The 22,442-nt window shown below is 74.0% G+C and carries 18 protein-coding genes; 7 read left to right on the top strand and 11 right to left on the bottom strand.

The annotated features are described in order from the left end of the window. Position 1 precedes the first annotated feature (1 nt). The 3 genes from DQ238_RS14125 to DQ238_RS14115 all read right to left on the bottom strand — a co-directional run bounded on the left by DQ238_RS14125 (position 2) and on the right by DQ238_RS14115 (position 2,079). Positions 2-988: a decaprenyl-phosphate phosphoribosyltransferase gene (locus DQ238_RS14125; protein ID WP_113781904.1), complete on the bottom strand. Its 987-nt coding sequence runs from the start codon at positions 986-988 to the stop codon at positions 2-4. Then, positions 985-1,461 (bottom strand): phosphatase PAP2 family protein, encoded by a 477-nt coding sequence (locus DQ238_RS14120; RefSeq protein ID WP_233495958.1) that lies wholly within the window; start codon positions 1,459-1,461, stop codon positions 985-987. Before DQ238_RS14120 ends, DQ238_RS14125 begins: the two co-directional genes overlap by 4 nt. 90 nt (positions 1,462-1,551) lie before the next feature. Further along, positions 1,552-2,079 (bottom strand): SGNH/GDSL hydrolase family protein, encoded by a 528-nt coding sequence (locus DQ238_RS14115; RefSeq protein WP_113781902.1) that lies wholly within the window; start codon positions 2,077-2,079, stop codon positions 1,552-1,554. Positions 2,080-2,424: 345 nt separating this feature from the next. Here DQ238_RS14115 and DQ238_RS14110 point away from each other — a divergent pair, with 345 nt between their 5' ends. Further along, positions 2,425-4,644: an acyltransferase family protein gene (locus tag DQ238_RS14110; RefSeq protein ID WP_113781901.1), complete on the top strand. Its 2,220-nt coding sequence runs from the start codon at positions 2,425-2,427 to the stop codon at positions 4,642-4,644. A gap of 61 nt (positions 4,645-4,705) precedes the next feature. Here the strand turns inward: DQ238_RS14110 and DQ238_RS14105 are convergent, their stop codons facing one another. From DQ238_RS14105 to DQ238_RS14080, 6 genes are read right to left on the bottom strand one after another with little or no spacing between them, the layout of a single operon-like run. Then, positions 4,706-5,446 carry a glycosyltransferase family 2 protein gene (locus tag DQ238_RS14105; protein WP_147263081.1) on the bottom strand — a complete coding sequence of 247 codons (741 nt, stop codon included), beginning with the start codon at positions 5,444-5,446 and terminating at the stop codon, positions 4,706-4,708. Continuing rightward, positions 5,446-6,228 carry a glycosyltransferase family 2 protein gene (locus DQ238_RS14100; protein ID WP_158550786.1) on the bottom strand — a complete coding sequence of 261 codons (783 nt, stop codon included), beginning with the start codon at positions 6,226-6,228 and terminating at the stop codon, positions 5,446-5,448. Before DQ238_RS14100 ends, DQ238_RS14105 begins: the two co-directional genes overlap by 1 nt. Further along, on the bottom strand, positions 6,225-8,438 hold the full coding sequence (locus DQ238_RS14095; protein WP_113781898.1) for a lysylphosphatidylglycerol synthase domain-containing protein: 2,214 nt from the start codon (positions 8,436-8,438) through the stop codon (positions 6,225-6,227). The genes DQ238_RS14100 and DQ238_RS14095 overlap by 4 nt, the downstream gene beginning before the upstream one ends. Then, positions 8,438-9,010, bottom strand: coding sequence for an HAD family phosphatase (locus DQ238_RS14090; protein WP_147263080.1), 573 nt, complete (start codon positions 9,008-9,010; stop codon positions 8,438-8,440). The genes DQ238_RS14095 and DQ238_RS14090 overlap by 1 nt, the downstream gene beginning before the upstream one ends. A gap of 58 nt (positions 9,011-9,068) precedes the next feature. After that, on the bottom strand, positions 9,069-9,479 hold the full coding sequence (locus DQ238_RS14085; RefSeq protein ID WP_158550785.1) for a GtrA family protein: 411 nt from the start codon (positions 9,477-9,479) through the stop codon (positions 9,069-9,071). Positions 9,480-9,499: 20 nt separating this feature from the next. After that, on the bottom strand, positions 9,500-11,878 hold the full coding sequence (locus DQ238_RS14080; protein ID WP_113781895.1) for a hypothetical protein: 2,379 nt from the start codon (positions 11,876-11,878) through the stop codon (positions 9,500-9,502). A 169-nt stretch (positions 11,879-12,047) separates the two neighbouring features. Here DQ238_RS14080 and DQ238_RS14075 point away from each other — a divergent pair, with 169 nt between their 5' ends. The 6 genes from DQ238_RS14075 to DQ238_RS14050 all read left to right on the top strand — a co-directional run bounded on the left by DQ238_RS14075 (position 12,048) and on the right by DQ238_RS14050 (position 17,827). Continuing rightward, positions 12,048-12,851: a TIGR03089 family protein gene (locus tag DQ238_RS14075; RefSeq protein WP_233495957.1), complete on the top strand. Its 804-nt coding sequence runs from the start codon at positions 12,048-12,050 to the stop codon at positions 12,849-12,851. A 42-nt stretch (positions 12,852-12,893) separates the two neighbouring features. Beyond that, positions 12,894-13,718 (top strand): CoA transferase subunit A, encoded by an 825-nt coding sequence (locus DQ238_RS14070; protein ID WP_113781893.1) that lies wholly within the window; start codon positions 12,894-12,896, stop codon positions 13,716-13,718. Beyond that, positions 13,715-14,383, top strand: a complete 669-nt coding sequence (locus tag DQ238_RS14065) for a CoA transferase subunit B (protein WP_113781892.1) — start codon at positions 13,715-13,717, stop codon at positions 14,381-14,383. The genes DQ238_RS14070 and DQ238_RS14065 overlap by 4 nt, the downstream gene beginning before the upstream one ends. Then, a complete protein-coding gene (locus DQ238_RS14060; RefSeq protein ID WP_113781891.1) occupies positions 14,380-15,201 on the top strand; it encodes a DUF1028 domain-containing protein in 822 nt (273 codons plus the stop codon). Before DQ238_RS14065 ends, DQ238_RS14060 begins: the two co-directional genes overlap by 4 nt. Positions 15,202-15,207: 6 nt before the next feature. After that, positions 15,208-15,660 (top strand): GtrA family protein, encoded by a 453-nt coding sequence (locus DQ238_RS14055; protein ID WP_199506348.1) that lies wholly within the window; start codon positions 15,208-15,210, stop codon positions 15,658-15,660. Between the two features lie 223 nt (positions 15,661-15,883). Next, positions 15,884-17,827 (top strand): arabinofuranosyltransferase, encoded by a 1,944-nt coding sequence (locus tag DQ238_RS14050; protein WP_147263079.1) that lies wholly within the window; start codon positions 15,884-15,886, stop codon positions 17,825-17,827. Positions 17,828-17,903: 76 nt separating this feature from the next. On the opposite strand, the gene DQ238_RS14045 is transcribed toward DQ238_RS14050, so the two are convergent. Together DQ238_RS14045 and DQ238_RS14040 are read right to left on the bottom strand one after the other, a co-directional pair. Further along, the gene (locus tag DQ238_RS14045) at positions 17,904-21,020 is read right to left on the bottom strand and encodes an arabinosyltransferase domain-containing protein (protein ID WP_113781889.1); all 3,117 of its coding nucleotides are present in this window, start codon (positions 21,018-21,020) and stop codon (positions 17,904-17,906) included. Positions 21,021-21,221: 201 nt separating this feature from the next. Next, on the bottom strand, positions 21,222-22,379 hold the full coding sequence (locus DQ238_RS14040) for an acyl-CoA dehydrogenase family protein (RefSeq protein WP_113781888.1): 1,158 nt from the start codon (positions 22,377-22,379) through the stop codon (positions 21,222-21,224). Positions 22,380-22,442: the final 63 nt, after the last annotated feature.

Raw genomic sequence — 22,442 nt, 5'->3', positions numbered from 1 at the left:
GTCAGCCAAGGAAGACCCCCAGCCCCATGGTCAGCAGCCACAGGCAGCCGAACGTGAGCAGCACCTTGTCCTTCAGGACGACCTCCTCGGGCGCACCGGCGGCGCCGCGGTCGAGGTCCACCGCATGGCGCAGCAGACCGAGCACGAACGGGGCGATGGAGATCGTCGACCAGGGGACGCCGTCCCGGGACTCCCCCATCTCGAAGGCCCACAGGCTGTAGACGGTGACCGTCACGCCGGCCGACATGCTCCACACGAAGCGCAGGTAGCTGGCCGAGTACTCGCGCAGCGTCTTGCGGGTGGCCGCCGCGTCGCCGATCACCACCAGTTCGGAGTAGCGCTTGCCGGCCACCATGAACAGCGACCCGAACGCGGCGACCAGCAGGAACCACTGCGAGATGGCGATGCCGGCGGCCACGCCGCCGGCGACGGTGCGCAGCAGGAAGCCCGAGGCCACGATCGCCAGGTCGATGACAGGCTGCTGCTTGAGCCACAGGCAGTAGGACAGCTGCAGCACGACGTAGACCCCCAGCACCCAGGCCAGCTCGGGGCGGGTGAGCAGGGCCGCGGTGGTCACCGCGCCTGCGAACAGCACCGCGGCCAGGGCCAGGGCCAGCGACCGGGGGACGATGCCGGCCGCGATCGGCCGGAAGCGCTTGCGGGGGTGGCGCCGGTCCTCCTCGGCGTCGATGACGTCGTTGACGAGGTAGATGCCGCCCGAGACCAGGCAGAACAGGACCAGGGCCACGAGCGTGGCGCGCAGGACGTCGGGATCGAAGATCCGCCCGGCCGCCAGCGGCGCGGCCAGCACCAGCACGTTCTTCACCCACTGCCGGGGGCGCACGGCGCGGACCAGCCCCCAGGGGAGGGACCCGCGGAACCCGGTCGGGCGCAGCGCCACGCCGGTGTCGACCGGCGGCGCCGCCGCCACGGGCCGGGCCTCGTGCTCCGGGTCCCCGTGCAGCGGAGAGGTGTGCGAGGTCGTCATCGTGCGTCCCTCCGGGCCGCGGTCCAGCGGACGCCGGCGGCCACCCCGCGGCCCAGCAGCGCGCCGGCCAGCACGTCGGTCGGCCAGTGCACACCCAGCAGCACGCGCGACACGGCCATCGCGCCGAGCGCCGTCGTCAGGAGCCGCCGGCCGAGGAGCGGACCGTACCCGTAGGCCGCGGCCGCGGTGGACGCGGCGTGCGCGCTGGGGAACGACAGCCGGCTCGGCGTGGCGACCAGCGCCGGGACGGCGTCGAGCACCGGGCGCACGCGGCGCACCACCCGCTTGACCCCCACGGCGCTGCCGTGGGCGAGCAGGACGCCCGCCGCCGCGGTCGCCCACTCCCGGCGGCGCCGCCCGACCAGCCAGCCCCCCGCGCCGAGCAGCAGCCACCCGGCGGCGTGCTCGCCGAACAGCGAGAGCACCCGGGCGCACGGCACCGCCGGCGTCCCGCCCAGCGCGCGCCGGGTCACCCCCAGCACCGTCGCCTCCGCGCGACCCAGTCCCGATGCCCTCGCTCCCATGTGCCCCGAGCCTACGGCGTCGGCGCAGCGAGCACGCGGTCAGCCGTCGGCCACCTCGAGCACGGCCTCCCGTAGTGACCGGCCGATGACAGCGGCCGCCTCCCCGGTCGGGTGCACCCCGTCGGCGCTCATCCCCGGCGCGAACCGGTCGTCCCGGCGGATCCCGGCCATGGCGTCGGCGTAGACCCAGCCCTCGTCGCCGGCGAGCTCCTCGAGCACCGCGTTGGTCGCGACGGCCACCGCCGGGTCCGCGTCGAGGGGCGGGACTGCGCAGAGGACCACCTCGTCGACCCCGACCCGCTCGACGATCCCGCGGACGTCGGCCGCGGTCTGCTCGCCGGGCAGCCCGTGCACGGGGTCGTTGGTTCCGGCGAGGACCACCAGCACGTCGGCGTCCACCGGCTGCACCGCGGCCAGCATGTCCGCCGTCGTGGCCCCCGCCCGGGCCCAGCCGCCGGTGAAGACCACGCCATCGGTCGCCGCCGTCGACAGCCACGACGCCGGACCCAGGACCCCGGCCGGCACGTCGCCGTCCGCCTGGGTGATCGAGTCGCCGACGGCGGCCAGGCGGACGGGGCTCGGCTCGGCCGGTCGTTGCGGATTCGCGGCCGCAGCCGGCCAGGGCGGACCCGGACGTCGCGAGGGTCAGTCCGAGGACGGCCACGGCGGTGACGGGACGGGTGTGACGGACGGTGCGGAACACAGAGCGCCAGCTCTTCCTGATCAGTTGTTGCCATACCTCTTCGTGGCTGCCTCGTTACAGACTGCGAGTGTAGATCCGAGCGACCCGGCCGAGCGCCCGGTGTCGAGCGCAGGTCCGTCCAGGCCGCGGGCGCACGACGGGGACCTCGCCGCCGATGGGCGGCAGTGGACACCGGGGCCGCGCGGCCCGGTGCGCGAGAGGGGAGAAGCATGGCGGGACAGCGGAGCACGCTGGAACGGACGACGGCGGTCGTCCCGCGCCCGGCGCTGCCCGACCGCACCGAACAGATGGCGCTGCTGCGCTCCTCGCCCCTCTCCCGTCCCTCGGCGAGGACCCCACCACCCGCCCGCCGCGACTCCGGCGTCCGGGTGGAGATCCAGGCGCTGCGCGCGCTTGCGGTCTCCCTCGTCGTCCTCTACCACGTCGTCCCGCTCCGCCTGCCCGGCGGCTACGTGGGCGTCGACGTCTTCTTCGTCGTCTCCGGCTTCCTGATCACCGGCCACCTGCTCCGCGAGGTCGAGCGCACCGGTCGCATCCGTCTTGCGCGGTTCTGGGCCCGCCGCGCCCGCCGCCTGCTGCCCGCCTCCCTGCTCGTGCTCCTTGTCAGCGCCGCCGCCACCGTCGTCTGGGTGCCGCAGACCTACTGGCAGGGCTGGCTGCGCGAGATCGGCGCCTCGGCGCTGTACGCGGAGAACTGGCTGCTCGCCGGCGACGCCGTCGACTACCTGGCGCACACCAACGCCGCCTCCCCGGCGCAGCACTACTGGTCGCTGTCGACCGAAGAGCAGTTCTACCTGGCCTGGCCGCTGCTGGTGGTGCTGGCCGCCTGGGTCGCCGTCCGGGCCGGGACCCGCCGGCGCACGGTGGTCGGCGCGCTGTTCGGCGTCCTCACCGTCGGGTCGTTCGCCTGGTCGCTGCACACCACGGCGGTCAGCCCGCCCGACGCCTACTTCACCACCCCGGCCCGCGCCTGGGAGTTCGGCCTCGGCGGCCTGCTCGCGCTGTGGGCGGCCACCCCGCCGGCCGGTGCCGAGCGGCTGCGGTCGCTGGTCTCCTGGGCCGGGTTCGGCGCCGTCGGGTACGCGGCGTCCACCTTCACCGGCGCCACGCCGTTCCCCGGCACGGCGGCGCTGCTGCCCGTGCTGGGCACGGTCGCGGTCATCTGGGCGGGCGCGCCGCGCTCCGACTGGAGCCCGACGGCGGTCGCCGACTTCGGCCCGGTCCGCTTCCTCGGCGAGGTCTCCTACTCCGCCTACCTGTGGCACTGGCCGCTCGTCGTCGTCCTGCCGTTCGCGCTCGGCCACGAGCTCGGGACGACGTCGAAGGTCGGCATCCTGGGAGCCACCGTGGCCGCCGCGTGGGCCACCAAGGTCTGGGTGGAGGACCCGGTCCGGACCGGCACCCCGCTGGCCCGGCGCGGGAGCGGCAGCACGTTGCTCGCCACCGCCGTCGCCACGGCCCTGGTCGTCGGCTGCGTCGCCGGGGGCTGGTTCTACGTCGAGGAGCAGGTGGACCGGGCCCGGGAGGCCGCCGCGGCCGCCGCCGCGGGCGGGGACCCCTGTTTCGGCACCGGCGCCACCCTGCCCGGCCACGCCTGCGGTGACCCATGGGCGTACGCCGGTGACGCGGCCAACCCCATCTTCGCCAAGTCGGACGTGTCCCGCGGTCTGTCCTGCCTGTCGGTGCTCGCCCAGACCGACGTGGTGACCTGCCGGTTCGGCAGCGAGGACCCGGTGGAGACCGTCGCCCTCCTGGGCGACTCGCACACCGCCAGCCTCTACGAGGCGATGGAGGAGGTCGCCCGCGAGCGCGACTGGGCGGTCGTCACCTACCTGAAGGCCGGGTGCCCCGGCCTGGGCAGCGCGATGCTGCCCGCCGCCGGTCAGCCGGCCGACGAGCGACCGGCCTGCGCGCAGTGGGGGCAGCAGGCTCTCGCCGAGATCGCCGGGGACCGGTCGATCAGCCGGGTGTTCACCAGTTACCGGTCCGACGTCTACAAGTATGCCGACGACGCCGGCGTCCTGCACGACGAGTTCCCCGCCGAGCTGGTGCAGGCCCCGCTGCAGCGGCTCGCCGACGCCGGCAAGCGGGTGACCGTGCTGCGCGCCGTCCCGACGACCGGCGGGGTGCACCTGGGCCCGGAGCTGGTCAACCTGGAGTCCAGCGCACCGGACTGCATCGCCCGCGCCGGGGAGGTGCACGACCCGTGCGCCGGCCCCCGCGGCGTGCGGCTGACCCCCGACCGGCTGGCCGACGCCGCCAGCGCCCTGCGGGACGACCGCATCTCGGTGCTCGACCTGACCGACGCCTTCTGCGACGGGCAGACCTGCCACGAGCTGGTCGGCGGGGTGATCGTCTACTTCGACGGCAGCCACCTGACCGCGACCTTCTCCCGCACGCTGGGCCGGCACATCACCGCCCGGCTGTAGCCGGACCGCACGACAGCGCCCCCTGCCTGGCGAGCCGGGGGGCGCTGTCGCGTGCTGACCGTCAGACGGGCAGACCGGTCGCCCGGTAGGCGGCGAGCTCCTCCGGCGTCCCGAAGCAGTAGAAGTCGCCGCGGACCAGGCCCACCCGGCGGCCGGAGTCGATCAGCTCGTTGAAGACCAGCGACACGTAGTACTCCGGCATGGCCGCGTCGATCTGCCGGGCCATGAGGCGGTCGGCGGCCTCGAGGAACACCCGTGCCCGGGGGAACGAGTACACGCCCATGAGCGCGTCGGAGGAGATGGCCTGCTTCTCCGCCGTGCGGACGACCAGGCCGCCCGGGCCCACCTCGGCGAAGCTGTAGCGCGGCTCGGTGGAGGCGAACGACAGCAGCAGGCCGTCGACGTCCCGGCGGTCGACTGCGGTGGCCAGCACCCGGAAGTACTCGGGGCTGTCGAAGGCGATGTCGCAGTCCATGACCACCAGCGGCTGGTCGGGGTCGAGCCGGTCCCGGGCCTCCAGGCAGGTCTCCACCGCCCCACGCGTGTCGTGGTCCAGCCGCACGATGGTGGCGGTCGGCTCGGCGGCCAGGACCTGCCGGGCCAGCCCGTGCTCGGCGTCGTCGTCCGCGCGGACGACGACGGTCACCGTCTTCTCCCCCGGCCACGGGTCGAACGAGCGCAGCGCGCGCTGGAACATCGGCGCGCCGTCGACCTCGATGAGCGGCTTGGGGGTGGTGATCCCGACCCTGCGGAAGCGGGTCCCCAGACCGCCCATGGGCATCAGCACCTGCAGGGTCGCCATCACCGCACTTCGTCCCACTCGTAGTCGGCGGCCGGGTCGGCGCCCGGGCCGGGTCGCCCGGTGCGCCACAGCGCGAGGTTGCGCAGCGCCGTCCGGAAGACGTTCCAGTTCCGGGCGTTCGACACCTGGTCCTCCTCGCGCCAGGTGATCGGCACGAAGGCGAAACGCACCCCGCGTCGGACCAGGTCGAGGATCAGCTCGTAGTTGAACGTCAGCCCGTTGGCGAAGCGCAGGTAGGTCGCCGGATCCAGGTCGTGCAGCGCGAAGAGGTTGAGGCCGGAGCCGAGGTCCTCCAGCCGGCGCAGCGCCACCGCGCTGTAGACGGCGCCCAGCACCCGGTTGCCCCAGACGCGCTTGGCGTCGTAGCCGTGCAGCCGCGAGCGGCGGCTGAACCGGGAGCCCAGCACGGTCTGGGTCGCGGGGTGGGCCTCGGCGTGGTCGAGCAGCAGGCCGACCTCGTCGCTCCTGGCCTGGTTGTCGCCGTGCAGGACGACCACGTGCGTGTGGCCCGCGGCGCGGGCGTGCTCGAAGGCGACCTTGTGCGTGCCGCCGAGGCTGTTGTTCTGCCGGTTGCAGAAGACCCGCAGGCCGGGCAGCCGTCCGGAGCGCCGGTACTCCACCGCCCGCTCGAGGGTGTCGTCGGTGCTCCGGTTGTCGATCACCCAGATCTCGGTGACCCGCGCGGCCACCTCGTCGGTGACCTCGTCGAGCACCCGACCGATCTGGGGCGCGCAGTTGTAGGCCGGTATGGCGATGACCACACTCGTGTCGACCGGGTTCACCGGGCGAGCTCCTCCCTCGGCTCGGTGCCGAAGACGTCGTCCTGGGCCTCCACGGACAGGTCGTACTGCTCGAGGAAGCGGTTGAGCGCCTGGATGCAGACGCCGTAGTACTTGAGCACCGTGCCGGGGTTGATGGCGACCCGGTGGGTCAGCATGCGGCCGTAGAAGAGGCCGACGTGGAAGAGCACCGAGCGCTGCTCGGCCGAGGACAGGTGGCGCGGCATGACCTGGGTGGTCACGAACTCGGCCAGCTCGGCGTACCGCGCGGAGCGGGCGTCGCGGTAGGCGATCTCCGGGACGCCGTCCTGCGCTCCGAGGACGACGGGGTCCTCGTCCTCGTTGAGGAACTCGTAGCCGTACGCGAGCGACTGCATGTGCCGGGCGAAGTCGATGACCGGCCCGCGCACCTGGTTGTCGTCCGACGGGTCGATGACCAGCACGTCACGCGAGGGCAGGTCGACCAGGATGTTGTCCACGGTCAGGTCGCCGTGGATGTGCGCCGACGCCCGGAAGGTGGCGAGGTCCTCCCACGCCTCCTCGGTGGCCTGGATCCTGCGCAGGACGCGGTCGAAGTTGTCCAGCTCCCGGCCGTTGACCACGATCCGCTCGGCCTTGAGCGCCTCGGCGAGGGCCGGGTGCGACTCGGCCGCGGCCCGCACGCGCAGCACGAAGCGTTCGGTCACGTAGTCGTCGCGCAGGTCGGGGTGCGCCTCGAGCGGGCCGACGTCGTACACCCGCTCGTACATGTAGTCCCAGACCTCGGCGAGCTTCGCCGCGCCCTCGGCGAGGGGGCTCTCGTGCACGTACTCGAACAGCGGCACGCTGCTGGGCCGGTACTCGAGGTCGATCGCGTAGTGGTCCTCGGCGCGCTGCTCGCGCAGGACGGTGACCAGCTGGCAGTGGTCGGCGCGCCCGGCCAGCCAGTCGTGCTGGTTCTTCAGCCGGTGCGCGTACTCCAGCGGCACCATCTTCTTGACGAACAGCTCACCGGAGCCGTTGGTCGCCAGCAGCGTCACCGCGTTGGACCCGCCCTTGAAGAAGCGGACCAGGCTGACGTTGCCCTCGACCTCCAGGCGGTGCATCACCTGGGACAGGTGCTGGCGCTGGAAGTAGGCGTCCAGGAAGTGGGTCATCGACCCGGAGATGTCCTGGTCGCGGCCCAGCTTGTTGACGTAGCGGTCGGCCGGGCTCAGCTGCGCGCCGGCCAGCGGGTCGCTGGTCTGCCGCGCCCAGTTGACGAACAGCGCCACGACGGCGACCAGCAGCACCGGGACGTTGACCACCGCCCACGTGGCGGCCGCGAACAGGACCACCGTCGGCCCGCCCAGGGTGGTGCTGCCCTCGATGAAGGCCCGGATGCCGTCCACGTAGGCGCCCGGGGCACCGTTGCCCAGGCTGGGGCTCACCACGCCGGCGGGGGCGGCCGTGGCGACGAACGCCTCGCGGGCGGCGAGCACCGGGAAGACGGTGGCGACCGTCAGTGCCGCCGCCGTGACGTAGCAGCCCCAGGAGGCCAGGGCCAGCCCCCCGTAGCGGACCAGCTGCCGGCGCTGCCGGAAGAAGCGCTGGAAGCCGAAGATCACCGACCACAGCTTGAACCGGGCGCGGTTCTCCAGGTCGGTGTTCAGCCAGGCGGTGGCCCGCCAGGCCAGCTGCATGAGGACCGGGTTCTCCCGCACGAAGGCGGCGAACGCGGCGATGAGCAGGACCGAGACCCCCAGTGCGACGACGGCCGCGGCGGGCACGATGCCGCCCACCGGCCCGTCGACGACCGCGATGAAGACGAGGAAGGCCACCGACACCAGGACGACGTCGATGAGCCGTTCGAGCACCACCGCGAGCAGGGTGTAGAGGAAGCTGATCCGCAGCGTCTTGGCCACCAGGTAGGACCGCACGACCTCGCCGATCCGCAGCGGCCACACCAGGCTGAACAGGTAGCCGATGGACAGGTGGCGGAACTGGCCGGCGAGGCTGCCCCGGCGCACGTTGTCGACGGGGACCTTGGTCCGCGCGGCGCGCAGCACGTGGCCGCCGAGCTGCACGAGCGAGGCGGCGCCGACCGCCGCCCAGTCGCCGCCGTCCAGGCCCGAGGAGAGCCGGGACCACAGCTCGGTCAGCGACGGCCGGGTGAGGACGGCGAAGCCGGCCAGCGAGAGCAGCGCGGCGACGATCAGCACGAGACGACCGCGCGAGTACCGGAGCGAGGGCATCAGAGGTGCGGCACCTCGAGGACCGTGAGCCCGGCGGCGAGAGCCGCCAGCCGCCCCGTCTCGGAGTCCTCGAACGCCAGGCCGGCCGCGGCGTCGACGCCCAGCAGGTGCAGCGCCCGCAGGTAGCCCTCCGGGTCCGGCTTGCTGCGCGTCACGTCGTCCCCCCACACGACGACGTCGAACAGCGGGGTCAGGCCGTGGGCGTCGAGGATCTGCCGGCCGTTGCCGGACTTGGCGGTGCTCACCAGCGCCGTGCGGTGGGTGGGCGCGACCAGCCGCAGGAAGGCGACGAGCGCCGCGTTGGCCGTCGTGCGGTGCAGCTGGTCGGCGTACAGGCGGCTCTTCGCCGCGCGGATCGTGTCGACCCCGAGAGGGTCGATGCCGGGCAGCAGGTCGGGGATGAAGTCCCGCGAGTCCCGCCCCCAGGTGGTCGCGAACCGCTCGGGGGTGAGTTCGTGGCCCGACTGGGCGAAGGCGTCGCGGTAGGCCAGGTAGTTGGCCTCCCGGGTGTCGACGAGCGTGCCGTCGAGGTCGAAGAGGAGGGCCCGCAGCGACCCGTCCGGTCGTGCCATGTCGAACTGCTCCCCCACTACCTCGGTCACCCGGTGACGTCCGGCGCTGCGTCCCACGTCAGGCTCCCGCCGGGTCGCGCACGGGCCGCGGCGCTGCGGCCGCGGCCGGCCGTCGGCGGAACAGGAGCTTGCTGGCCAGGAAGTTGGCCGCGAACGACGGAGGCAGCGACAGCGACTTGCAGACCAGCGGCGCCCACCCGGTCCGGTCGTGCAGGACCTCGATGAGCACCGAGAAGACCACGATGGAGACGACGTACCAGGCGACGAAGAGCAGGAACGACGTCCGCGAGCGCTCTGCGGCGAACGCGTACCGGGTGACGAACAGGTACACCACCACGACCGCGCAGGCCGCGCTCAGCACGTTGGCCGCGCCCGGCGACGCGCCCAGCCGCACGCCGAGCGCGAAGACGCCGAGGTCGACGGCCAGCCCCAGGCAGGAACCCAGCAGGAAGCGGGTCGCCTGGTGCACGAGCGCTCGCCAGCGGCCGCTCACCGGCCCGCCCGCCGACGGAGGGCCGCGTCGGCCAGCGCGGCGAGGACGATGAGCGCCGCCCCGGCGACCGCCGCGGGGACGACCGCCCCCGCCCCGGCCGGCGCGTAGGACAGCTCCAGCCGGCCGGCGTCGACGTCCGGGGGCAGCTCGACGGCGAGCGCCGCCCCGTCCACCGGGGTCACCGGCAGCGGCCGCCCGTCGAGGGTGGCGCTCATCCCCGGGTAGTAGGGGATGCGGGTGGCCAGCCTGCCACCCCGGGCACCGGTGGAGACGAGGTAGCTGTCCATCGGCTCCCCGGCCCGCGCCGGCCCCGAGCGCCAGCCCTCCTCGGAGACGACCACGTCGCCCGCGACGCCGGTGACCCGGCCCGGCAGGCCGTCGGCCCGCTGGTAGCGCAGCCAGGTGTCGTTGGCCGCGACCTGCCGCCAGGTCTGGTCGAAGTGGGCCCGGACCGCCTCGGGGGCGCCGGTGGACAGCAGCACCGTGTCGGAGGACATGAGGTCCAGCCAGGGCAGCCCGGTGTCCCCGGCCTCGGCGAGCAGCGCCTCCGGCGGCGAGCAGGTGGCGCCCCAGACCGTGCGGCACCAGTGCCCGTTGAGGGCGGCCTGCCACACGGCCAGTGAGGCGAACCCCGGCTCCAGGCCGGCGAGCACGTTCCCGCTGCCGTTGACCACGCCGTCGTCCCAGCCGCGGTCGGGGTCGAAGCCCCAGGTGACGACGGTGAGCTGCTCGTCGGGGGCGACCGAGTGCGCACGGTACTGGGCCACGGTGGTACCGACGTCGCGGCCCGGGTCGAGAGCGCGCAGCGGCGCGCCGTGGCTGTCCGGGGTGCCGGCGATGGCGTCGGCCCGCTCCTGGACGGCGACCATCATCTGCTCACCGATCGGGAAGCCGGAGGCGACCGCGAGGACGAGGACCACGCCGGCGAGGGCGGGCAGCGGCCGAGGAGTGCTCCGGTGGCCGGGCAGCCCGCGCCGGTCGGGCGCGTCGTCCCGCTGCTCCCCGGTGGGCCGGGCGCGCAGCAGGACGACGAGGGCGGTCAGCGCCACCAGGGCGACGGCCAGCCCCAGCAGGTGCCACTTGACCAGCACCGGAGCCCGGGACAGCGCGAGCGCGGCCTGGGCGAGGGCCAGTCCGGCCGCGAGCGCGACCCGACGGCGGCTCACCCGTGGCGCGGCGGCGAGCGCGACGAACACCAGCAGCGGCAGGAAGACCTCGACGTAGACGAGGTAGCGCAGCGGATAGCGGAAGACCGCGACCGTGGTGGGCAGCTGGGTGGCCACCACCGCGGCGAGCCACACCAGCCCGGCCGTCGGGACGCCGGACCGGCGCCACGCGGTGCGCCAGTCGACGAGGGCGGCGGCGGGCACCGCGACGAGCGCGGTGGCCGTGGCCGGGACCAGCCCGACGGACCCGGTCCAGGCGTTGGTCTGGCCCAGCAGCGTGGTGCCGCCGAGGAGCACGTCGGCGAGGTTGGGCACCCCGAACCCGGTGTTGCCGACCAGCGGGTCGGGCTGCTGGCGGCCCATGACCTCCGACAGCTGCAGCGTGGAGAGGAAGGTCGGCAGCGCCACGACCAGGGCACCGACGCAGGCCGCGGCCCGGGAGAGGGCTCGGGGGGCGGACAGCGCCGCGGCCCACGAGCCGTGCTCGGCGCGGTACTCGACCAGCTGTCCGACGACCAGCAGCCCGGCGAACGGGAAGGCGTAGGGGTTGCCCGAGGTCATCAGCGCCCAGCTGGCCAGCCCGGTGACGAGGACGCCGACCGCCGACCGGCTGCGCAGCCCGGCCCAGAGCCACGGCAGGCTGGCGGTGGCCCACAGCAGCGGCCACCAGGAGCTGCCGTACCAGACGAGGAAGCCGCTGGAGCCGATCCCGACGGCAGCGGCCACGGCGAGCGCGGGCCGCACGCGGTACTGCAGCAGCACGGTCAGCGACCCGGCGCCGAGCAGCAGGATCGTCGTCGCGCCGTAGGCCCACGAGACGGCGAGGAGGTCGTCGGAGCTCGCGACGGCTGCGTGGACGGCCCAGTGCAGCGGGTCCAGCACGCCGTACTGCATGTCGGCCACGACGTTGCCGCCCATGCCCAGGTCGGGGTCCATGAGCGGCGGGCGGCCGCGCTCGAGGTGCTGCCCGAGCCACCAGGCCATGGGACCGAACTGGGCCTGCGAGTCGTCGAACCAGAAGAACCGCGGCGCCCAGCGGCGGACGAGCAGCAGCTGCAGACCCTGGACGAGGAGGTAGGCCACCAGCGCCGGCACCCCGGTACGGGCGAGCAGGGCCCAGCGGCGCAGCGGCGGGCCCGCGCTGCGGTCCCGCACCGGCGGCAGGGGGCGCTCGAGGACGGCGGCGCGGGAGCCCGTGTCCGTCGTCATGCGTTCTCGGCCTCCCCGTTCATCGCGCCCGGCGGGCTGGGCCGCGGCACCGACCGCACCTCTCGGCGCGTCGACACGGTGGATGGTCGTGAGCGCACGGAGGGCGACTCTATCCGCGCCGTCCGGGCCGAGGGCCGAACCGGTCGGCGTCCGGTGTCACCCTGTCCCCGTGGCCCACACCCGTCCCACCGACCCCGCTGCGCTGCTCGACGCGGCACTGCGCCGCACCCCCGCCGCACCGCTGCTGACCCAGTACGACGACGCGAGCGGCGAGCGCGTGGAGCTGTCGGCGACCACCCTCGCCAACTGGGTGGCGAAGACGGCCAACCTGCTGCAGGACGAGTTCGACGTCACCGCCGGCAGCACCGTCGCGGTCGCGCTGCCGGTGCACTGGCAGACCGCGGCGGTGCTGCTCGCGGTGTGGAGCTGCGGCGCCACCGTGCTCGACACCGCCGCCGAGGACGACGGGCGGCTGGCCGGTGCCGACGTCGTCCTGGCCGCGCAGGACCGGTTGGCGCCCCTGGAGGAGCAGGACCTGCCCGAGCTGCTCGGCCTCTCCCTGCACCCGCTGGGGACGGGGATGACCGGGTACGCCGGCCCGGCGCGCGACTTCGCGGTCGAGGTGCGGGCGCACGGCGACGTCTTCGTCCCCTGGCAGCCGCCGGACCCGGCCGCCCCCGGCCTGCGCCTCGGCGGGCTGGAGCTGACCCTCGGCGGCCTGGTCGACACCGCCCGGGAGCTGGCCGGCCGGCTCGGCGTGGCCGCCGGCGACCGGGTGCTGGTCGACGAACGCACCGCCGCGGAGGCCGGCCCCGTCGCCTGGCTGCTGGCACCGCTGGCGGCCGGCGCGTCGATCGTGCTGGTCCGCTCCCCCGACCCCGCACGGCTGCCTCGGCGCGCGGCGGACGAGCGGGTCACCGCTACGCTCGGCCGGACGATCGAGGGCATCCGCGAGCTGGGCCGCCCCGCCTGAGGCAGCAGCCCGGCCGCCTGGACGGGAACGGTGGACCCCTGCATGGACAAGGTCGTGAGCAGCGCCGCTGAGGCGGTGGCGGACGTACCCGACGGCGCGGTGCTGGCCGTCGGCGGGTTCGGGTTGTGCGGCGTGCCGATCAAGCTGATCGACGCCCTGCTGGCGCAGGGCGTCTCGGGGCTGACGACGATCAGCAACAACTGCGGCGTGGACGACCAGGCCCTGGGCGTGCTGCTCTACGCCGGGCGGATCAGCCGCACGATCAGCTCGTTCGTCGGGGGCAACAAGGAGCTGGCCCGCCTGTACCTGTCCGGGGAGCTGACGGTGGAGCTGACCCCCCAGGGCACGCTGGCCGAGCGGCTGCGCGCCGGTGGCTGTGGCATCCCGGCCTTCTACACCCCCACCGGGGTGGGCACGATGGTCGCCGAGGGCGGCATCCCGATCCGCTACGACGCCGAGGGCACCGTGGTGGAGACCTCCCGACCCAAGGAGGTGCGCGAGTTCGACGGCCAGGAGTTCGTCCTGGAGACGGCCCTGACCGCGGACTTCGGCCTGGTCCGCGCCGCGGTCGGCGACCGGCACGGCAACCTGGTCTTCGCCGAGTCGGCGCGCAACTTCAACCCGCTGGCCGGCATGGCCGGGCGGATCACCGTCGCCGAGGTCGAGGAGCTCGTCGAGCCCGGGCAGATCGCACCTGAGGACGTGCACCTGCCCGGGGTCTTCGTCGACCGGGTGGTCGTCGTCGGCACCGAGGGCAAGAAGATCGAGAAGCGCACCACGCGACCGCGCACCGACACCTCCGCCGCACCGGCCGCCGCCGGCGACGAGACCACCGAGGACGAGACCACCGAGGAGGACGCCCGATGAGCCTGACCCGCGACCAGCTCGCCGCCCGGGTGGCGGCCGAGCTCGAGGACGGCCAGTACGTCAACCTCGGCATCGGGATGCCGACCCTGGTGCCCAACTTCGTCCCCGACGACGTGCACGTGGTGCTGCACTCGGAGAACGGCGTCCTCGGCGTGGGCCCCTACCCGTTCGAGGGCGAGGAGGACCCGGACCTGATCAACGCCGGCAAGGAGACCGTCACCATCCTGCCGGGGGCGTCCTTCTTCGACTCCTCGCTGAGCTTCGGCATGATCCGCGGTGCCCACCTGGACGTGGCCGTGCTCGGGGCGATGCAGGTCAACCCCCGCGGCGACCTGGCCAACTGGCTGATCCCCGGCAAGATGGTCAACGGCATGGGCGGCGCGATGGACCTGGTCCACGGCGCCCGGCGGGTGGTCATCATGATGGAGCACGTCGCCCGCGACGGGTCGTCCAAGCTGGTCGCCGAGTGCAGCCTGCCGCTGACCGGGCGGGCCTGCGTCGACCGGGTGATCACCGACCTCGCCGTCGTCGACGTCACCGCCGACGGCTTCACCCTGCGCGAGACCGCCCCCGGCGTGACCCCGGACGAGGTCGTCGCCGCCACCGGCGCCTCCCTCACCGTCCCCGACGACGTCGCCACCATGGCCCTGCCGGCGAGCGTGTGACCTTCTCCGTCATCGCCCGCGACCCGGCGACGGGGGACCTGGGGATCGCCGTCTCCTCGTGCATCCTCGCCGTCGGCCGGGCGGTGCCGAGCGCTCGGCCGGGGGTCGGGGTGGTCGCCGTCCAGGCCCGCAGCCGGCGCGGGCTCGGCCGGTCGTTGCTGGCCGGGCTCGAGGAGGGGGCGGACCCGGCCGACCTCGTCCGGGCCGCGGCGCACGCGGCCGAGGACGTCGACCGGCAGATCGCCGTCCTCGCCGCCGACGGGAGGGTCGCCGCGGACACCGGCCGGGGCTCCTTCCCGGTCAGCGGCCACCTGCTCGATGAGCAGATGAGCGTGCAGGGCAACATGCTCGCCTCCCCCGAGGTGCTGCCGGCGATGACGCGGGCCTTCGCCGACGCCTGCGGAGACCTCCCCGACCGGCTCCTGGCCGCGCTGACCGCCGGCCAGGACGCCGGCGGCGACCTCCGCGGCCGGCAGTCCGCCGCCCTGCTGGTCGTCAGCGGCACGCCGGCCACCGACGAGGACGACGGGGTGCGGACGGACCTGCGGGTCGACGACTCCGCCGACCCGGTCGCCCAGCTGCGGCTGCTGCGCAACCTGCAGCGGGCCTACGACGAACGCGACTACGAGACCCTCGCGCTCTTCGCGCCCGAGGGCGCGCGGGACCTCTACGCCGCGCTGGCCGCCTCCCGGCGCGGCGACCGGGAGAGCGCACGGGCGGCGTTGGAGGCGATGCGCGCCCGGCCGGGGTGGTCGGCGTGGCTGGCGGCCATGGCCGGGGACCTGCGCGTGGCCGCGGTCTCGCGGCTGCTGGACTGAGCCGGCGTGGTGGGTGTCCCGGAGCGGCCCGGCCGCGGGGGGCTGCTGGGCCAGTTGGTGCGCTTCGTCGCCGTCGGCCTCCTCGGCGCCGTGGTCGACCTGTCCGTCTACCTGCTGGGCCTGCACGCCGGCCTGCCGACCTACCTGGCCCGTGCGGTGAGCTTCGTGTGCGGGACCACCGTGGCGTACGTGCTCAACCGGCGGTGGTCCTTCGGCGTGGAGGGCAGCCCGCGGCGGGCCGCCGCCTTCGTCCTGCTCTACGGCACCACGTTCGTCGTCGTCCTCGGGGTGAACGCCGCGGCCCTGGCGCTGCTGCCGCGCACGCCGTGGACGACGACGGCGGCGTGGGTCGTCTCCCAGGGCGTCGGGACGGCGGTCAACTTCGTGGTGCTGCGGCTGGTGGTCTTCCGCCCGGGCGGACCGCTGGCGCCGCCGACCGGGAGCCAGAGACGGCCGTGACCGGTCAGCGCACGAGGAGATCGCCGGACGGGGTGGCCGGTGTGGTCGTCGTGCCAGGTCGCTGCGGCCTTGGGCCTCCCCCTGGCAGCCCCCCGAGCGGCGCTCGGCCGGTGGTGCGACGATCGCACGGGCACTGGGTCGTCGGGGACAGGTGCACGTCCGGGATCCGGAAGGCGATGGTGTGGCAGCCCGAACCGGCCCCGAACCGCTCGTCCCCGCCGGCGTGACCCCACGTCCCCGCACCGGGGCCCGCCCCGCCGGTGCGTCGGCCGAGCCGGTACCCGTCACCGCCGGGGGTCGGGCCACCCGGGCCCGCCACCTGCTGCCGTGGGTGCTCGTGCCGGTGCTGGTCACGGTCGCCGCCCTGCTGCTGCCCGCGCCGAGCAACCTGCGGTCGCAGTACCAGAGCTCCGCGGTCGCCCTGCTGAGCGCGCCCCTGCTCGCCTGGCTGCTGACCCGCCGTTCCCAGCTGGCCCACCACTGCGCCGGCGCACTCGTCGCCGGCCTGCTCCCGGGTCTCACGCTGATCGCGCTGCACGGTTCCGGCTGGTTCTTCTCCGGCCCCTACGGGGACCAGTCCTTCCGCCTCGAGTACGCCACCCGGTTCGCCGACGATCTGAGCCTGGCCGACTACACCTACCGGGACGTCCCGGCGTTCTACTCGCCCGGCTGGTTCTGGGTGGTGGGCCTGGTGGCGCGGCTCACCGGTGAACCGGCCTGGCACGCCTACAAGTACGTGGCCGTCGCCTCGCTGTACGTGGCGGCCGCGATCGCCTTCCTGCTGTGGCGGCGCACCTGTGACACCCGCCTGTCCGCGATCCTGCTCGCCACGACGGTCATCGGTCTGCCCTTCGCCGGGAGCGGCTGGCTGGGCGACGAGACGCTGCTGTTCGCCGGCGCCTACGAGCCGTACGGGTGGCTGATCGCCCTCCCCCTCCCCGCCCTGCTCGCCTGGTTCGCCTCCGCCCGGGGCCCCTTCTCCTGGCGCCGGGCCCTTGCCCTCGGGCTGGCCGTGGGGCTGGCCGCGTGGCTGTACCTGCTCTACGCCGTCGTGCTGGCGGTGTCGGTGGTCGTGGTGGCCGGGTGGCGGTGGCGCGTCCGCGGGCGGCTGGGGGAGGTCGCCGTCGCCGGACTGACGTCGATGGTCCTCGTCGCGCCGTGGCTCGGCCGCTTCCTGGTGGCGTGGCTGGCCGCGGGGATGCCGCCGTCGGCCGCCACCACCTGGGTCGAGGAGGACTCCTACGTCCGCCTGTTCACCCCGTCGCCCTCCCCGTGGGCGCTGCTGTCACTGCTGGGCGCCGTGGGCGTGCTGGTCGTCGACGGCGAGGTCCACCGCCGGGTCCGTGGCCTGCAGTCGATCGCCGCGGCGGTCGTGCTCCTCGGGGTGGTGCAACTGCTGGCCGGCCAGATCGGCGGCGGTGTCCTCTTCCACCGGCTGATGCTCATCCTGGGGATCACGCTCCTGGCGGCCGGGACGCTGGTCGTCACCACGGCATGGCCGCACGTGCGGGCTCGACTGGCCGGCACCGGAACGGGCGTCGGTCCCCGGCGGACGGCCGCCGCGGTGCTGGCCGTCGCACTCCTCATCGGCTTGAGCGGTCACGCCAGCGAGTGGGTGATCCGGGACGAGAACCTGCGCCGGCAAGCCCTCGACGTCCCTCACCCCGACGGCTCCTTCCCGGTGCTCGCATCCAGCCAGGCGCGGGAGAGCCTGGCCGGCGAGCCCTCGGTTGACGACATCGCCACAGCCGTCCGCGACACCGCCCGCGCCGCCGGCCAGGACCCGGCCGGGATGGTCGTCCTGACCGACGCCATCCCGCTGCTGGCGACCACGCCCTTCCACGCCTACCAGCAGTGGTGGGCCCTCTACGCCAACCCGCTCGGCGAGTACTCGCGACGGCGAGCCTTCCTCGAGGACCTCCAGGACGCGTCGGCCGCCGAGACCGTCCGGCTCCTGCGCGGGGACCCCGAGGCGCCGACCGCGTTCGTCCTGCGGCCCGCCCCGGGAGACCCCGACCAGCTCGGGTTCACGTCCGTCGACTGGGCTCCGACGTCCGGGCTGTCGACGCGCTGGTCGATCCGGCTACCGCGCGCACTGTTCGACCGGGACGACTTCGTGACCACCGAGGTGGGTCCCTGGGTCGTCGCTGCGATCCGACCGGCCTGACGCAGGTGCACGCAAGGGACGGCGCCCATGGGGCCGGGTGGGACGAGGGAGAGAGCCCCGTCCCGTTCTCGCCGGCTCAGGGCGCTTCCCACCCCCACCGGACGGTCCGGTCGCGGTCGAGGTCGTACGCCGCGTCGGGGTACGGGTTGCGGACCTGGTAGGCGCTGAAGGTCCGGAGGTCCGGCTGGCCGGGCACCTCCGTGATCACCTGCGTCAGCGTCGAGGAGCGCACCGTCGAGTACCACAGCCCGGCTCGTCCTCGGTAGAACGACTCGTTGTCGAGGCCGCCGAGGGCGCCTTTCCCGTAGGCGAAGATCCAGTCGACGGGCTCGGTGATCCCGTACACGGTGGCCGGCAGGTGGGCAGCGGGGAACAGGAAGGGCATCTCCCAGGTGACCGCAGTGCGTGCACCGTCGGGCGCCACGTCGATCAGCGGTCGCATCTGCGCCCGCATCGGCGCGGTGAACGCCAGCCACCCACCGGGGCCGTTGCTGCCGTCGGCGGCGACGAGGCGGACGACGTCGGCGCCGGGGCTGGGCACCAGGGTCCGCTGTCGCCAGAAGGGGCTGTCGGCGCCGTCGTCGAGGTCCTGCGACCCCAGTGCGACGACCTCGCCACCGGAGAGCTCGCCGTACTCGGCGACCAGGGAGTTGTCGCCGCCCGCGCGACCGGAGGACTCGACGAGCAGCCGCAGGTCGGGCGCGCTGCTGGGCAACGCGTACCAGCCGGTGGTCAGCGCACCGGTGTTCGCCTCGGCGCCCAGCCGGGGGTAGCTGCCCCAGACCGTCGGCTCCGGGTCGGCGGTCCGGGTGGGCGGCGAGGACGGCAGGTAGCCGCCCTGGCTGGTGAACCCGCTCGAGGTCGCGCCGGCGCCGTCCTGCAGCGGCAGCACCGTCGCCGTCCGCGGGTCCGCGGCGTAGATGGCGCCCTCGGCCCCGCCGTTGCGGGCCAGTGGGTCCTGCAGGGCGTCGGCCTGCTGCGAGTACGTGTCCCACGTGTGGACGGTGGCCAGGGAGAAGCTGCCGACGAGGTAGACGAGTCCGACGCTGAGGAACACCACGACGGCCGCGGGGAAGGCAGCGCCGACGACCCGGGCCCGACTGCGTCGCCGGCGCGGCAGCCGCAGCCAGGTGACCACCCCGACGGCCGTGACGACGATCAGCCACACGGCCGGGCTGTCGAACGACACGACGCCGACGAACGGCGGTTCGAGCGCGTGCGGCATCCCGAGCAGCCACGTGTAGAGCCAGTCGTTGGGGCCGTGCATGGCCAGCGCGAACACCAGCACGAGGGAGAGGCCGGCGAGCACCGTGGCGGGGACGATGCTGCGCCGGCCGCGCTGGGTGGCCACCACCACGCGCACGCCGTAGAGCAGCACGCAGCTGAGGAAGACGGTGGTCAGCCCGGCGAGGGCACCGAAGTGGTGGGTCCACTTGCTGGGGGTCGGCCACAGCAGGAGCAGCGCCAGCCCGAACGACCAGCCGGTCAACGCCACGAGCGGCGGGAAGGCACGCCGGCGGCGGCCGCCGGCGGCCAGCTGCAGCACGGCGAACCAGACGAAGACGACGATCCCCACGAGGACGGTGAGCCGTTTGGCGTAGGAGCCCATCGCGATGTGGTCGTTGAGGAGGAACGAGTAGCGCAGCCACTCGTCGTACCAGTCCTCCTGCGGCCAGAGCTGCGCGTAGATCTCCTGGGAGTAGGTGAAGTCGCGCAGCGAGCCGTCGAGGAAGCCCGGCACCGCGCAGAGGGCGGCGGGCCCGAGCACGCCGGCGGCCACGGCGAGGGTCCGCCAGACGCTGGTGGAGCGGATCAGGGGCCACATCGCCGGGATGCTCAGCAGCCAGGGCGCCAGAGCGACGAGGCCGGTCGGGTGACAGGTGATCCCGACGCCGGAGATCACCAGGGCGCCCGCGTACCAGGCCAGGCTGGAGCGCCGACGGGCGACCACGACGGCGCCGAGCGACAGGACCGCGAACACCGCCGAGATCGATTCCGGCCGCACACCCATGCTGTAGGGCAGGAAGGCCGCGGCGAACACCACGACCACCACGCCGTGGCGGACCAACCGGTGCAGCGAGGTCCGGGCCGGCGGGAGACCGACGGACTCCACGACCGCCCGGGACACCCCGTAGGTCGTCAGCCCGGCGATCATCGACGGGATCCGGAGGAACACCGGCGAGGAGCCGAGCAGGTCCCAGTACCCGAACAGCTGGTAGTACCAGCTGAAGGGCGGGTACCCCTGGTTGAACAGCTGGAAGTAGTTGCCGACATAGCCGTTGATGACGGAGTTGCGCGCCATCGCCAGGTAGTAGCCGTCGTCGTCGGTGGACGGGGCGATGAACAGCCAGAGCAGCATGAGGGCGACGACGGCGACGTCGACCACGGAGAGCGTGCGCCACCAGCGACGGCCGGCGGGGGCGGCGCTGCCCTCGTCCTGCCGACCGGCCGCGGTCTGCCGCCGGTCGCCGCGCCGGTGACGGTCCCGCGCGGCGAGCAGTCCCAGGCAGGCCAGTGACGAGGCGACCAGCACGACGGTCAGGGCCCACTTGACCGGGGTCGGGCTGGTGGAGAACTGGTCGTCGACCTGCACCGAGACGCCGAAGTCGTCGGCGGTCGCCCCGGGGAGGGTGGTCACCGAGGTGGCGAGCAGATCGACCTCGGGCAGCGCACCGCCGGTCTCGGCGAGCACCTGGCCGTCCCGCAGCAACCGGGTGGACGTGGCGTCCATCTGCAGCAGGTAGCCACAAGCTCCACCCGGGACGGCGCCGCGGTAGACCTCCGTGCCGTTGCTCGTCACGGTCATGGTGGCGTCGTCTGCCATGCGGACCTGCAAGCCCTCGGTCTCGGCGAGTCGGCCCGTGACCACGGTGGTCAGGAGGACGCCGTCGCCGCTGTTGCGGGCGGCGGTCAGGGCACCGCAACCGAAGCGGGCCTCCAGGGACGCCGGCCGCAGAGCGGTGAGCTGGAGCGCGGTGGAGACGGGGCTCGTGGGGTCCTGCGGCCAGGAGACCGTCGGGGTGCTCACCGAGACCGGCGCCAGCGGCATCAGCGCCGCGCAGAGCAGGGCGACGACGGCAGTGAGCAGGATGGCCGGCTCCAGCGGCCGACGGCGGCGCGGGCTGTCCGCCCTGGAACTCCCCGCGGTCGGTCGCAGTCCGGTCCGCTCGGCAACCGTGCTCGATGCGCCCACGGACGCGAGTCAACACGCCTGGGTCCGCGCACATCCGCGACCCGTGCTCTCGTCGCGGCCAGACGCTCACCTCGTCGCGCGGGCCACGTCCTCGGCGTGTCGGAGCTGTCACAAGCTGCGAGGGGAGCGAGACCGGTCCGTCCCACATCGCCTGTCCGTCCGCGGTCGCCGTCCGGCCGTCACCGGCTGCGGAGAGCGCAGTCAGCGCAGCAGGCTGCGGGCGATCACCAACCGCTGGATCTGGTTGGTGCCCTCGTAGATCTGGGTGATCTTGGCGTCGCGCATCATCCGCTCGACCGGGAAGTCCTGGGTGTAGCCGGCCCCGCCGAAGAGCTGGACGGCGTCGGTGGTCACCTTCATCGCCACGTCCGAGGCATAGGCCTTCGCGGAGGCGCACAGCCGGCCCAGGTCGGGGCCGCCGACCTCGCCGCGGGCGGCGGCGACGTAGACCAGGTGCCGGGCGGCCTCGATCTGCATGGCCATGTCGGCGAGCATGAACTGCACGCCCTGGAAGTCGGCGACGCTCTTGCCGAACTGCTTGCGGTCCCTGGTGTAGGCGACGGCGGCGTCGAGGGCGCCCTGGGCGATGCCGACGGCCTGCGCGCCGATGGTGGGGCGGGTGAAGTCCAGCGTGCGCAGCGCGGTCTTGAAGCCGGTGCCGGGCTCGCCGATGACCCGGTCGGCCGGGATGGTGCAGTCGGTGAGGTACAGCTCGCAGGTCGGCGAGCCCTTGATCCCCATCTTGCGTTCCTTGGGGCCGACGGCGAAGCCGGGGTCGTCGCGGTGGACGACGAACGCCGAGATGCCGCTGGCCCCCCGCTCCGGGTCGGTGACGGCCATGACCGTGTACCACTCGGAGACGCCGGAGTTGGTGATCCAGGCCTTGGTGCCGTTGAGCACCCAGGTGTCGCCCTCGAGCCGCGCGCGGGTGCGCATCGCCGCGGCGTCCGAGCCGGCCTCCCGCTCCGACAGCCCGTAGCTGATCATCGCCTCCCCCGAGGCGATGGTCGGCAGCACCCGCTGCTTGAGCTCCTCCGACGCCGACAGGATGATCGGCATCGAGCCCAGCTTGTTGACCGCCGGGATGAGCGAGGCGCTGGCGTCGACCCGGGCGACCTCCTCGATGACGATGCAGGTCGCGATCGGGTCGGCGCCCTCGCCACCGTAGGCCTCGGGGATGTGGGTGGCGTGGAAACCGGCGGCGGTCAGCGCCTTGTGCGCCTCGACCGGGTACCGCGACTGCGCGTCCACCTCGGCGGCGTGCGGAGCGATCTCGCGCTCGGAGATCTCCCGGACCGCCGCCCGGATCTCCTCGTGCTCCTCGGTCAGCGCGTACAGCCCGCCGGCGTTGCTACTCACGGGTAGATGCTAGTAGAAGGACCCCCTTGCCCCCCACCCCTCGCAGGCTCGCGGCGGGACCCT

This window comes from Geodermatophilus sp. TF02-6 (assembly GCF_003319115.1).
Lineage (GTDB): Bacteria > Actinomycetota > Actinomycetes > Mycobacteriales > Geodermatophilaceae > Geodermatophilus.
This window is presented reverse-complemented; position numbering and strand designations above follow the sequence as displayed.